Genomic DNA, 12,864 nt, shown 5'->3' with positions numbered 1-12,864 from the left:
AGCATCAATCATTTTCCGCGTGGTATTACCCACGCACGGTGTTCCGGGATATCGACGACGACATCGTTGTCCTTGAGGAAGCTCAGTCCAAGATTGCCGTCCAGTGCGAGGTCAAGAACCTCCACCGACCCAGTAAAAGCCGCACCATTCAGTAGCGATCCCGATACCTTCTGTTTCTTATGCTCAGTGGAAAGATGAAATAGTCCGGCAAGGTGCTTCCCCACGAGGATGTCGCCGCTATCGTTTCCGGAATCCAACTCGAACCAAGCCGTACCTTCTGGCGTCTTTACTGGAAGATTAATTTCGAGTGCAAGGCCTTGCGCGTCGCGAACGACGTGCACAGGCATGGATGACTTTTTATCCAGCCCCTTTATCTCGCTTGGACTATCCACTACTTCCAGTACTCGGTCGGTAAGCGAGTAGCGAAAAGTCTTATTGGGAAATAGATCCAGTGCGAGCGATCCATCGATGTGGGGGCTGCCGGGAGGCAGCAGACGCGTGAAATCAAATACGCCCATTGTTTCTGGCGTTACGTCAATCTTGCCAATTTTTACGGCAACACCATCGCAGCGCAGCATGTCGATGCGTTTGGATTGCATGGTGAATCCACTCATCTGTCCCCAGGGCTTGCAACCGATGTTGGCAGCAAACTGCGGATTCATGATGCTGTTGCCGCCACCCGTGTCGAACAAGAATGTGCCCGGCTTTCCATTCACGACGGCTTGAATCGTCCAGCCAACTGAGGTCGGTGTCAGGCGAATGTCTTCGGCGCCAGCTGAAATCGGGACAGCAAGAAACATCATGAAAGCCAGGATCTCGCAGGCGGTTTTATGTACGTGACGCATGGCGCGTGGTTCCTGATTAGGTTAGATGAAGGTCGTGAACTTAAAGCGATCGCTGAATTCGCCCAATGTTTGGATGTAGTGAATCAGCTAACGTTTCTCCTGGCGCGGACCGCCATTTGCGTCTTGAGAGCTCAAACGATGAAGCCTCGACAGGACCTGCCTGGGTTTGGAAGGAAACCGATACCGGCATTCTTCGAAGCGGTACGCTACATCTCCTGAAACAAACTTCGATGCAGTTTCCTGGCTGTAGCGCCCATTGGATTGAATGATCTTTGCGTTTTTGTATGGACCTAAACCGTGAGTAACGCTCAACCATCATTGCCAACGATGTTGCCCGCGGGCCAACACTACGGGACAACCCTGCAGAGCCTGTCTACAGGGCGCGTGACGATATCTCGAATTCGCTACCAAGCCGGGACGGCTTCTGTTTTGCACGGAAACGAGTGCGCGTCTGTCATGTTTGTAGAAAACGGCCATTGTTTGAAAACGATGGGGAACCGAGCCATGGAGCTGGCACCGAACTCTGGTTTGTTCTTGCCTCCCCAATGGATCCAGAAAGATCTCTTTACTCCGGCCACGACTTTCCTGTCGGCTGAATTCAGCAATAATTTCCTCGGCGAGCTTCGCGAGTCGGCGCCCGTGGCGAACGACGCAATGGAAATTTCGGCATCCGAAGTTCGTTTTCTTCAGTCCCGTTTGCTTCAAGAGTTGATGGATCCGGATCCGTTCTCTGCTCTTGTTATTGAGGGTTTTCTAATGGGCGCGGTCGCACTGGCGCATCAGCGCTCGCTGCCTCGTGGTTCTGTCCCGCCCGCGTGGCTTCGCCGAGCCAGCGAACTGCTACGTGAAGATATGAAGGAGCCCAAATCCTTGACTGAGATCGCAGCCTTGGTGGGTGTGCATCCTGCGCATTTATCGAAGGAATTCAGGCGCTGGTTTCATTGCACTCCGGGCGAATATCTCAGAGAACTGCGTATCGAATCGGCCAAGGAAAAGCTCCAATGTTCAGAATTCACTCTGGCAGATATTTCGCTGGAGACAGGTTTTTCCGATCAGGCGCACTTCTCGAATGTTTTCCGCAAGCAGACGGGCTTCACCCCATCAAGTTTTCGTCGAAACTTCAGGAAAACCAGCTCTTCGTCTAAGCCCTGAATTTTTCTTTAACGGCACACGGCTCACCCAACAAAATATGCAACCACAAAGTGGGTGGCTGTTTTCTGCGTTACGTCGTTGTCTGACAAGGTAACAACCACACTCCCAGCTCCGCCGCCTGAGCAGTCGTCAGTGTGCCGCATCGACCGGTTGAGACCGCCACCCAAAGGCAGCTCATGACTTGAGCAATCGCAGTACGGCGAATGTCTTGAAGCGCCGCACCTGCGGCGAGCGATTGATATACCGGTGCACGAAGCTATCGTATGCGGCCATATCCGCCACCTGCAGCTTAAGCACGACGTCCACCTCGCCAGTGACGTAATGAGCTTCAATCACCTCGGGCGGAGCTGCCATCGCACGCGTGAATTGCCTAATCGTGGCGGCGGAGTCGTCCGCCAGTTCCGCCAACAGGAAGACGCTCAATGGCAGCGATGTTTCTTCGAGCACTACGTCGGCCCTGGCGCCGCGGATGATCTCGTTTTCGATCAAGCGCTCCATCCGCCGCTGCACGGCGCTCGCGGATAGATGCACGCGCTTGGCGATGGCGGCATAACTGAGCCATGCGTCGGCCTGGATCAATTCCAGGATCAGTCGGTCACGATCGTCGATGCTCACAGCCATGCCACAGACTCGCACAGGAATCCTGCGTGAACCAGCCGGAGACGCGCGGAATACCCGCGGTTGATGACGTATCTTTCGGGCAGGTATCGGCAAGAGATCGAGGACAATGTCGGAAGCGCAAGCAATCGATGATGCGGACAGGGCCTTGTCGAGCCCCATCAGCGGCCTGGAATTCCTGATCGGCGCGGCCATCGTGCTGGGCCACAATGTGTGGCACGTCTTGCCGAACGAGGTGCCGATCCTGTTCGTGCTAGGCCTCGTGTCGACGCGCCTGCGCGAAGGTGGATGGGCGGCGCTGGGACTCAAGCGACCGAAATCGTGGCCGAAAACAATCTTGCTAGCCGCCGGTGCAACGATCCTGCGATTGCTGCTCGGTACCTTGGTCATCGATCCGTTGACCGCTCATTTCTGGCCGAAGCAGATCGCACCGAAGGGAACCGACAGCATCGTGCACAATCCGACCGCAGCGTTGATCGCGCTGCTATTTGTCTGGACCTTCGCCGCTTTCGGCGAGGAAATAAGCTACCGGGGCTACCTCACCAAACGCGGCGCCGACGTGGGCGGCGGTTCGAGCCTTGCATGGTGGACGGCGACCATCGTCGTCGCGGTACTGTTCGGCTACGGCCACTACTACAAGGGGCCGGCAGGCATCCTTGATTCGTCGGTGGCCGGTCTGATCCTCGGCGCGGCGTTCCTGCTCTCCGGCCGTAATCTCTGGACGACCATTCTGGCGCACGGATTCATCGATACCATTGCCGTCGTGCTCGTGTTCCTGGGACTGGCGTCATGAGGCCATCGCGCTGGGTGTCCCGCCAGTTCCGCTCATGTTCGCTTGCGCTGGCGAAGGCAGGCTGGCAACAACGCGGTAGAAGAGTGGTGTCGGACAAGAATGGTGTCAGGGACAATTTGATTGTCACGGTGGCGTGAGAAACGGTGTCGAAAATTGTCCCTGACACCTTTTCCTCAGGTTTTCTCGCTTGAGAAAGTGCACTTCGACCCTGATGCTCTTGACTCTACGACTCCGTCCAGCATGTGGCCATGTTCAACAAAATCAGAAACTGGCGCATACGGCGCATCGTCGCTCGGCACCCGATCGCCGAATCGCTCTGGCAAGAGGCGCTGCAGCGCTGTGCCCCGGCGCGCAGGCTGGGCGCTTCCGATCAGGCGACGCTGCGCGTGCTGGCAACGTTGTTCCTGGAGAGCAAGGCGCTGGAGCCAACCAAGGGTTTGCAGCTTGACGACGCCGATCTTGTCTTGCTCGCGACGCATGCTTGCGTACCCATCCTGAAACTTGGCATCGATTGGTACGACGGCTGGCGCAGCATCATCGTGTACCCGGACGCGTTCATTCCACGTCGCCCAAAAATCGATGCCGCTGGGGTGGTGCATCAAAGCGACACCCTATTGGCTGGTGAGGCATGGGGGCGTGGCCCGGTGATCCTGTCGTGGGCAAATGTGCTGGATGCCGGCAAGAAACCGGGGCGCAACGTGATCATCCACGAAATGGCGCACAAGCTCGACATGCTCAACGGGGACGCCAACGGCTTTCCGCCATTGCATCGGCGCATGGATCGCCGCGTGTGGTCGCAGGTCTTCTCGAGCGCGTGGGATCGCCTGAAGGAGGAACAACGCAACGGGAGCGAGTTGCCGATTGACCCGTACGCGCTCGAAAGCCCGGCCGAGTTTTTTGCGGTGGCCAGCGAACAATTTTTCGAGACACCAGCAACACTCCAAGAGCATTTGCCGGACGTCTATCAACAGCTCGAGCAGTTTTACCGGCAGCACCCGTTCTGAGCGTTCAGTGACAAAGAATGAACCTCTCAAGGTTCTACAGGCAGCGTGACTGTGGGTTCCGGTGGTTATGGGTCGAAAGCGGAATTACTTCAAATACTTTTCAATCGTGCCGACAACTTGCCTACCCTGCAGGCTGGAGCCTTCGGGGTTGAAATGAATGTCATCCAAGTAGAAATTCGGATAGCGCAGCATCAACGTGTATTGATCGTCAACGGCGATCAAATCGCGATTCACGATTTGCAGTGCCTCAGCATTCCTCACCTTGATACGCTTATTTGAAGGACCAAGCGGATCGTCCTTTTTTACCGGAGTTGTGGATGCCCAAATGAGGTGGGCGCCGGAAGCGATCTTTCGAAGCGTCGTAACATAGCTCGGGAAGAATGCTGCGTACTCCTTTTCGGTATAAGACCAGCCATGCATCCCGTTATTGAAATGAATTACGCTGAATTTCACGCCCTCCAACGCAGCGAACTCGTTCAACTGTATATCCAGGCGCGGATCTCCCAGGCTGGTCGAAGCAGCAAATAAATAGACATTGGCTCTACCGCTGAGCTCTCGCTGCACCTCGGGGAAGTAGTTGCGAGTAATGGAATCTCCGACCAAGAGAACGTTCGGCAGCTGATGATCCACTTGGGTAGGCCTAACCGCCCAGGTCCATTCGATGACTTCAGGTTGAGAAGTTGACTGCGCCTGGCAGCACGCCGAAATGCACAAAAGTGTGCACAGACTGAGCGCCACCCATACCTTGCAATGATTACGGATCATTTTTTCCTCATGCGTCCGATGGATTGAGAATGCGCGTCAGCTACGCGTTTACAGTGATTAGCCTCACCACTTTTCAATCCTATACGCAGCTCATGCTGAGAGGCAGCACTAGCCGCATTCCATACCCTAGCGGCGGCGTCCAAACGCGCTTCCGGCAGGACTCCATGGGATGTCCGCGCCGTCGAAAGTGGGCCTAACAAAAATGCCAGCACACCCGTTTGTCAGCAACCAGCCCGTTTGGATGCTAGTCAGGACAAGTGCCCTGTTCAGGCCTTATCGGAATCTATGCTCAACTCGACTGGAATTTGCGCGTGACACCGGAACGACTTCCGTAGAAAGTGCACTCTTACCCAAGTTTCTGACTCCCCCATGAGGAACCTCTGTACATGAAAAAAGCCGCCCTGGCCTCGGCGCTGGTTTCGCTCGCCTGCCTCATCTCAGTTGCCTTGCCCGCTGCGCCCGCATTGGGTTCCGATGGTTCGAAGGTCACGCCCGACATGATCCAGACCGCGTCGGACATTCCGGCCGACTGGAAGCAACCGCAGAGCAACTTCGACTACGTCAAGCGCGAGGTGATGATCCCGATGCGCGACGGTGTGAAGCTGCACACCGTGCTGCTAATCCCGAAGGGCGCGCACAACCTGCCGATGCTACTCGAGCGCACGCCTTACAACACCGACACCTTCACACCCGACAACAGCCCGCACATGGCCGATGCGGTGTGGTCGGGCGACAAGGACTGGGCTGACGGCAGCACCATCCTGGTGTGGCAGGACATCCGCGGCAAATACGGCTCGGAAGGCAAATACATCATGACGCGCCCGCCGATGGGGCCGCTCAACCCGACCACCACCGACGACACCACCGACGCCTGGGACACCATCGACTGGCTGGTGAAGAACACCAAGGAATCGAATGGCAACGTCGGCATGATCGGCTCGTCCTACGACGGCTGGACGGTGGCCATGGCCCTGCTCCACCCGCACCCTGCGCTGAAGGCCGCCGCGCCGGAAAGCCCGATGATCGACGGCTGGATGGGTGACGACTGGTACCACTACGGCGCCCTGCGTCAGGTGAACCTCGACTACTTCAGCGGCCAGACGAGCAAGCAAGGTGAAGGCGAGAGCATCCCGCGCGACAACTACGACGACTACACCAATTTCCTCGATGCGGGTTCGGCCGGCGCCTATGCGGAGGCCAACGGCTTTCGGCAACTGCCTTGGTGGAACCGCTTCTCGGCACACCCGGCCTACGACGCCTTCTGGCAGAACCAGGCGCTGGACAAGCTGCTCGTCGCGCATTCCTCCGATGTGCCCACCATGTGGCTGCAAGGCCTGTGGGATCAGGAGGATATCTACGGTGCCGTGCATGCCTGGGAAGCGCTCAAGCAGGCCGGGCACGGCGCCAACAACCACCTCGTGATGGGCCCGTGGTGGCACAGCCAGATCAATCGCGATGGCTGGAACATGGGACCACTCAAATGGCCCGGCAACACCACCGCGCAATTTCGCCAGAACGTGATGATCCCGTGGTTCAACCACTACCTGCGCGGCACGCCGCTGCCCAAGCCACTGCCCGATGCGATGATCTATAACCCGACCGAGCAGCACTGGGACGGCTTCGCCGACTGGAAGGTGGCCAGCAATCAGTCGCTCACCCCACTCTACCTGCAGGCCGACATGGGCCTGGGCTTCGAACAGCCGAACGGCGACGGCGACAGCTACGTCGCCGACCCGGCCAAACCTGTGCCCTACCTGCCACGCCCGATTCCGCAGAAAAACGACCAGTGGCGCACTTGGCTGGTCCACGACCAGCGCTTCGTGACGAACCGGCCCGACGTGCTGTCCTACACCACGCCGGTACTGAGCAAGACCGTGCGACTGGAAGGCGCACCGATCGCCGACCTCTTCGCCCGCACCACCGGCACCGACGGTGACTTCGTGGTCAAACTTATAGACGTCTATCCCGGCACCGATCCGACCGACCCCACCATGGGCGGCTACGAGCTACCGGTGTCGCTCGACATCTTCCGCGGGCGCTATCGCAAGAGCTTCGCCGATCCGTCACCGATCCCGGCAAACCAAGTGCAGGAATACAAGTTCCGGCTGCCCACGGTGAACTACGTGTTCAAACCCGGCCACCGGATCATGGTGCAGATCCAGTCGAGCCTGTTCCCGCTCTACGACCGCAACCCGCAGACCTACGTGCCCAACATCCTGTTCGCCAAACCGTCGGACTACCGCAAGGCGACGGTGACGATCGAGCACGGACCCGATGGACGCAGTGCCGTACTGCTGCCCGTGGTGGAAGGATCGACCAACAGCGACTGACTGGGCCTTGGCCCTGAAATGAAAGCCGCTGGACAAACGGAAAAGCCCGGTTCGCGAGCGCGCGGACCGGGCCCTGTGAAATCGAGATGCAGTGGGCGCAGCAAGACATGGTCAACGCAGCTGCAGCATCACGATCGACTTGGCCGGCAATACCACGCTCAGCTTGTCGCCCTGAACATGCGCATCGTTGAACGACACCGGCTTCACTGCATTGGGTTGATCAAACGTATTGTGTGAAGTGATCTTTGGCGCGGTCAGAATCTGCCCACCTACTCCCACCGCCTTCAGGCCATCCACCGTTATCTCAACTTTCGCGTCGCGCTCGGGGTCCAGATTGGTCAGCGCGACATAGACATGGCCGTCCTTTGCCCGCACCGCCGAACCATGTACCTCCGGTACAGCGTATCCATCGAGCGTGTAGCTGGGCGTGTCGAGCTGCAACGGCAACTCGGTAGCATCCTGATAAGGCCGATACATCGCAAACACGTGATACGTCGGCGTGAGCAGCATGCGAGCGCCGTCGGTGAGGATCATCGCCTGTAGCACGTTGATCATCTGCGCGATATTGGCCATCCGCACGCGATCGGCATGATGAGTGAAGATGTCGAGCGTCAACGACGCCACCAGGGCATCACGCAAGGTGTTCTGCTGCCGCAAAAACCCGGGATTGGTACCTGGCAGCGGCGCATACCAGGTTCCCCACTCGTCGACCACCAGGGCCACTTTCTTGTCCGGATCGTACTTGTCCATCACCGCACTGTGATGCTTGATCAGGTCATCCATGTGCAGTGCCAGCGACAGGGTTTCAATCCAGCCCTCGTCACCAAAATCGGTCGATGAAGCCAGCGGCGGCCAGCCACCCGGCACGGTGTAGTAATGCAGGCTCAGTCCATCCATGAACTTGGCTGCTTCGCGCATCATCACTTCGGTCCAGTGAACGTCGTCGTTGTTGGCACCGGGCGCAATCCTCATGATGGTTTGCCCCGCGGGCACCTTCACGAAGGTCTGATAGCGTCGAAACAGATCCGCGGCATATTCCGCACGCATGTTCCCGCCACAGCCCCACAACTCGTTGCCCACACCGAAATAGGGAACCACCCAGGGCTTCTCGTGACCATTGGCGGCGCGTTCGCGAGCCAGCGACGATTTGCCCGTAGCCGTCATGTACTCGACCCACTGCGCCATTTCTTCAGGCGCGGCGTCACCCACGTTGCCGGCTACATAAGCCTGACTGCCGATGCGCTCGATGAAGTTCATGAATTCCTGCGTGCCGAAAGCATTCGACTCCGCCACACCACCCCAATGAGTATTCACCCGCGTCGGTCGCTTGTCGCGTGGCCCAATGCCATCGCGCCAATGGTATTCATCCGCAAAACAACCGCCGGGCCAGCGCACATTGGGTACATGCAGGGCATTCAGCGCCGCGATCACATCGTTGCGATACCCGTCGGCGTTAGGGATACCCGAATCCGGGCCAACCCACAAACCATCATAGATACCGTTGCCCAGATGCTCGGAAAACTGGCCGAAAATATTGCGCGAGACCAGTGCGCCTGGTTCATCGACATGCAGTGTGCCATGCACCGATACGACACCCGCTTGCGCCAGCCCCGTCATCATCAGCATCGCCGTCGCCACGCAGACACGGCGCCAGCCGCGCGCAAACTTCTGCTGCATCGTGGATCTCTCCCATAGCGCCGGCGAGGCCATCGCCAAGCTTGAATTTTATTAATACTACAATAGTAAAATAGGGGTGACGAGCAAAAAGGTGTCAGGGACAATTTGAACGCATAGGCGTGCAGCCGACATCCGTCACGCAATAGCGCCTGGCGCTGCAAGTAACGCTGGCGATCTTCGTCGTCCAGAAAGCACGGCAACCGGTTGCTACCCCGCTGCACCACGTGCGGAGGAATACTTGCGATATCGTGGCGTGGAGGTCGGGCCATGCGCGATAGCATCGCTCACGAACGATATGCACCGCGATCAGTACAAGCCGCGTGTCCGCCTTATCTCAGGAGCCATCCTGGTATCAGAAACTGTCCCCGACACCTTTTCTCGCTATTTGTTAAAAACAATAGCCATGTCACAAAAGGTTAGCTGGCACCGTGGAAAATAGCCAAGGATTTTATACTTTTATATAAATAAAATTTACATTGGAGGCTTGCATGAAATCGCGTTCCTTATCGTGTATCAGCCTTATTTCATTACTTGCAGGAAACGCTTATGCGGGCACTATTAATGTGGATTTTACTAAGAATATAGGGACGGTCAATCCTCGGGCGTTCAGCATGGACTCTACCGAATATGGTTCACCACATGACATCGTGCATGATCAGACTGTATACAACTTGATAGCTGCGTTGCATTTGGATGCAATGCGCATTGACTTACAGAACGGCAGCGATCCCCAGTTAGGCGCCGGGAGTACAAGTGGCCCCGGTGATCCATGGGTACAGGCCATCGACAGCACTGGAGCGAAGCCGGTCATAAGGCTGCATACGATTGGTGAGGACGACAACGGCACCGACAGCGGAGGCAGTGCAGCTGATGCACAGGCCATGGTAAGCCGTTATACGGCGAATTATGCCGCTCACGGCCTTTCAAAGCCCGTGCAGTATTACATCATCGGCAATGAGACCAACGCGAACGATTCCAGCGGCTCTAATTTCATAGCCTTTGCTCCCGGAATGCGCAGCGCGTCGGGTGGCTTTACGCTGTATATAGGCGGCCCTGCGTGGGGTTGGTATGACGAAGGCACCATGACGGGATACTTCGCCAATACCAAGAGCACTGCCGGAGGCCCCGATTTCCTTGACTACCATCAATACGGCAACGGCGGCGACACCGATATGTCCGCGAGCCAGCTGCAGCAGGAATTGAACGGCGGAGGCAGCGATAGCGATGGCGATGTGCTGCAATATGGCACCGTGTCGTATCAGGCAGAAATAGCCAAGCTGCAAGGAGATACAGGGTTGCCCATAGAATGCGGCGAATGGAATCTCACTTGGGGGTCTGATCCGGCGCAAGGCCAGCCGTTTAATGCGATATGGGGCGCCAGTGTTATTGGCAATATCGTCAAGGCGGGTGGTGTTTCCATGGAATATGGTGATAGTTCGGGCGGACTTATGGGAGTTGTCAGCCAGAACGATACACCGATGCCGCTATATTACTCTTACTACATGTTTACCGGAGGCGCCCTTTTCCAGCATTTCGGGACGAACATGGTACTGACGAGTGTTACCGGGGATACCACTGTTAATGTGCAGGGTTCCAATGTTGTGCAGAACAACACCCTGGAAGTATTCGCATCAAATAACCCGAAAAATATCGTGGTAATTAACAAAGACCCAAACAATACAGAGACGGGTACCGTTAACCTGACTGGCTATGGCTCAGGGACCATGAATGCGTGGCAGACCACGGGAGATGGGCTGCCGGCCCAAATCGCAACCAACGTTGCAATTACCGACGGGACGTTTACGTATAGCCTGCCTCCTTATTCGGTAACCACCTTCGTCCTTGGAAGCGGCACAACAAATGGGGCCGATCGCAATAGGTGAAGCTGACAGCCTCAATGCCACGGGCAGTTTAATTAGTCACCCGCGGGAAACAGGGGCGGAAGTAGCTAAATCATCGACCTCGCAGCAAAGACCAACGCAAGGCGACCGCGACGCCGACAAATGGAAAAGCTAAACCCAGCGCTCGGCTTAACTGCCTTCCTCCCCTTCGTCTCAGCATGTGGTCGCAGCAGCCGATTGCTGCTCCGCTGCACCACGTGCTGAGGAATGCCTGCGATATCGTGGCGTGGAGGTCGGGCCATGCGCGATAGCATCGCTCACGAACCATGTGCATCGCGATCAATGCAAGCCGCGTATCCGCCTTATCCCAGGAGCCATCCTGTTGCCAGAAACTGTCCCTGATACGTTTTCTCCGTAACACCGTTATTTCTGGCACTTCGTCACCTGTGTACTCATACTTTTCCACGATAATTCGTCGGAGCCATCACCCCGCTCGCATCGTTATCACATCCGTAAAATCACAAGGAGCTACATGATGAAACGCATCCTGTACGTAGCCGCACAGGCTATCGTGAGCACGACTCTCCTCGGCATGTCGGCGCACGCGTCGACCGCCAAGGCCACGATCGGTGAATTCGCAACGCCTTCCCTCTCCAGCTCTCCGCAGGGTGTCGACGTCGCTGGCAATGGCGATGTGTGGTACGCCGAGACCAGCGCAGGGAAAATCGCTGTCCTGCATCCGGATGGCACGTCGTCCGAATTTCCCATACCCAACAGCGGCCAGCCTTTCATCCTCAAGGCGGGTGAAGATGGCATCTGGTTTACCGATAGCGCGACGCATGCCATCGGGCATCTGGCCCCGGATACCGGGAAGATCGATGAGTATGCGATTCCCTCCGGGGCGTCGCCGTTCTTTATCCAGATCGCTTCAGACGGCAGCAAATGGTTTACCGAAACCGCAGGTATCGGCCGGCTCTCTCCGCGTGGCGTTGTTACCGAATGGTCAGTGACGCTGGAGCACGCCGACGACAACATGGAGCAGTTGAGCCTCGATCCCTTGGGCAACGCCTGGTTCGTGGAACGCAACTTCGATGGCGCCGGCGCGGCGGGTACGAACAAGGTTCGCCGCCTCAATCCATCGACGAATGTGATCAGCACCTACATGGTGCCGACGCTTGGCGGCACGCCCTCTGGCGTGGTGGCCAATGCCAATGGCACGGTGTGGGTATCGGAGTATTACGCCAATGCCTTGGCGCTACTCATCCCGTTTGCAGCCCCTCACAGCGATGCCGTTGTCGTACCCAATACGCTCAGGGCCGGCAATCAGGTCGTATCGGTATCACGCACCATGGCGGAACGCACGCCAAGTACGAGCACGCCGGTGGCTCCCAGCTTCCATACCGTCCGACCAGCCATGACGCAGGGATGGATCGAATATCCCATCCCCACGGCCAACGCTGATGCGGAGGACATGCGCGTGGATCGCCAGGGGCGCGTCTGGTTTGAGGAAGACACAGGATTGCTCGGCCGCCTCGACCCATTTGAGGTTCGATTTACCGAATACACGATTCCTTCGCCCAATAGTGGCTACTACAACATCGCACTGGACAAGAGGACGAACTTGCTTTGGTTCACGGAGGCCGGTGTCTTCGCGCCGGTGACTACCAAGATCGGGTATTTGAATACGCAATATTAAGGGAGACAAAAACGGTAAAACAGGGGCAGCGTGGACTTCTTCCCAAGTCAGCCGCGCTCAGAGAAAGTGCACCCCGACACCCTTGTTGTTCAATCCGCGCACAACGTGTTGATCGATCGATGAGGTTGGCGGGGAACCTCATG

General features: G+C 57.2%; 10 protein-coding genes. 6 read left to right on the top strand and 4 right to left on the bottom strand.

Going from position 1 to position 12,864, the window contains the following annotated elements; genetic code table 11:
• Window positions 1-8: 8 nt before the first annotated feature.
• Complete coding sequence (locus HDE80_RS13780) at window positions 9-845, bottom strand: aspartyl protease family protein (protein ID WP_184671785.1); 837 nt, start codon at window positions 843-845, stop codon at window positions 9-11.
• Between the two features lie 456 nt (window positions 846-1,301).
• Between HDE80_RS13780 and HDE80_RS13775 the strand changes: the two genes are divergently transcribed.
• Window positions 1,302-1,997 carry an AraC family transcriptional regulator gene (locus HDE80_RS13775; RefSeq protein ID WP_184671783.1) on the top strand — a complete coding sequence of 232 codons (696 nt, stop codon included), beginning with the start codon at window positions 1,302-1,304 and terminating at the stop codon, window positions 1,995-1,997.
• A 174-nt stretch (window positions 1,998-2,171) separates the two neighbouring features.
• Here HDE80_RS13775 and HDE80_RS13770 read toward each other — a convergent pair whose 3' ends face one another.
• The gene (locus tag HDE80_RS13770) at window positions 2,172-2,618 is read right to left on the bottom strand and encodes an Lrp/AsnC family transcriptional regulator (protein ID WP_184671781.1); all 447 of its coding nucleotides are present in this window, start codon (window positions 2,616-2,618) and stop codon (window positions 2,172-2,174) included.
• Between the two features lie 145 nt (window positions 2,619-2,763).
• Between HDE80_RS13770 and HDE80_RS13765 the strand changes: the two genes are divergently transcribed.
• Window positions 2,764-3,408, top strand: coding sequence for a CPBP family intramembrane glutamic endopeptidase (locus tag HDE80_RS13765; RefSeq protein ID WP_184671780.1), 645 nt, complete (start codon window positions 2,764-2,766; stop codon window positions 3,406-3,408).
• A 248-nt stretch (window positions 3,409-3,656) separates the two neighbouring features.
• Window positions 3,657-4,412 (top strand): M90 family metallopeptidase, encoded by a 756-nt coding sequence (locus HDE80_RS13760; protein ID WP_184671778.1) that lies wholly within the window; start codon window positions 3,657-3,659, stop codon window positions 4,410-4,412.
• A gap of 84 nt (window positions 4,413-4,496) precedes the next feature.
• Here HDE80_RS13760 and HDE80_RS13755 read toward each other — a convergent pair whose 3' ends face one another.
• On the bottom strand, window positions 4,497-5,177 hold the full coding sequence (locus HDE80_RS13755) for an SGNH/GDSL hydrolase family protein (RefSeq protein ID WP_184671776.1): 681 nt from the start codon (window positions 5,175-5,177) through the stop codon (window positions 4,497-4,499).
• A gap of 386 nt (window positions 5,178-5,563) precedes the next feature.
• Between HDE80_RS13755 and HDE80_RS13750 the strand changes: the two genes are divergently transcribed.
• Window positions 5,564-7,507 (top strand): CocE/NonD family hydrolase, encoded by a 1,944-nt coding sequence (locus tag HDE80_RS13750; RefSeq protein WP_184671775.1) that lies wholly within the window; start codon window positions 5,564-5,566, stop codon window positions 7,505-7,507.
• 111 nt (window positions 7,508-7,618) lie between these two features.
• On the opposite strand, the gene HDE80_RS13745 is transcribed toward HDE80_RS13750, so the two are convergent.
• Complete coding sequence (locus HDE80_RS13745) at window positions 7,619-9,133, bottom strand: alpha-L-arabinofuranosidase C-terminal domain-containing protein (protein WP_255483797.1); 1,515 nt, start codon at window positions 9,131-9,133, stop codon at window positions 7,619-7,621.
• Window positions 9,134-9,672: 539 nt separating this feature from the next.
• Here HDE80_RS13745 and HDE80_RS13740 point away from each other — a divergent pair.
• On the top strand, window positions 9,673-11,067 hold the full coding sequence (locus HDE80_RS13740; protein ID WP_184671771.1) for a hypothetical protein: 1,395 nt from the start codon (window positions 9,673-9,675) through the stop codon (window positions 11,065-11,067).
• A gap of 493 nt (window positions 11,068-11,560) precedes the next feature.
• Window positions 11,561-12,721 (top strand): antibiotic hydrolase, encoded by a 1,161-nt coding sequence (locus HDE80_RS13735; protein ID WP_184671770.1) that lies wholly within the window; start codon window positions 11,561-11,563, stop codon window positions 12,719-12,721.
• Window positions 12,722-12,864 lie beyond the last annotated feature (143 nt).

The sequence above is a fragment of the Rhodanobacter sp. A1T4 genome (genome assembly GCF_014207185.1).
Classification (GTDB): Bacteria; Pseudomonadota; Gammaproteobacteria; order Xanthomonadales; family Rhodanobacteraceae; genus Rhodanobacter.
The sequence above is the reverse complement of the archived record's forward strand: the minus strand, read 5'-3'. Positions and strand labels throughout refer to the sequence as shown.

Excerpts from the sequence above, each read along its gene's own strand:
- HDE80_RS13780 (WP_184671785.1), bottom strand. The coding sequence starts at position 845 with ATGCGTCACGTACATAAAACCGCCTGCGAGATCCTGGCTTTCATGATG.
- HDE80_RS13775 (WP_184671783.1), top strand. The coding sequence starts at position 1,302 with ATGTTTGTAGAAAACGGCCATTGTTTGAAAACGATGGGGAACCGAGCC.
- HDE80_RS13770 (WP_184671781.1), bottom strand. The coding sequence starts at position 2,618 with ATGGCTGTGAGCATCGACGATCGTGACCGACTGATCCTGGAATTGATC.
- HDE80_RS13760 (WP_184671778.1), top strand. The coding sequence starts at position 3,657 with ATGTTCAACAAAATCAGAAACTGGCGCATACGGCGCATCGTCGCTCGG.
- HDE80_RS13755 (WP_184671776.1), bottom strand. The coding sequence starts at position 5,177 with ATGATCCGTAATCATTGCAAGGTATGGGTGGCGCTCAGTCTGTGCACA.
- HDE80_RS13750 (WP_184671775.1), top strand. The coding sequence starts at position 5,564 with ATGAAAAAAGCCGCCCTGGCCTCGGCGCTGGTTTCGCTCGCCTGCCTC.
- HDE80_RS13745 (WP_255483797.1), bottom strand. The coding sequence starts at position 9,133 with ATGCTGATGATGACGGGGCTGGCGCAAGCGGGTGTCGTATCGGTGCAT.
- HDE80_RS13740 (WP_184671771.1), top strand. The coding sequence starts at position 9,673 with ATGAAATCGCGTTCCTTATCGTGTATCAGCCTTATTTCATTACTTGCA.
- HDE80_RS13735 (WP_184671770.1), top strand. The coding sequence starts at position 11,561 with ATGAAACGCATCCTGTACGTAGCCGCACAGGCTATCGTGAGCACGACT.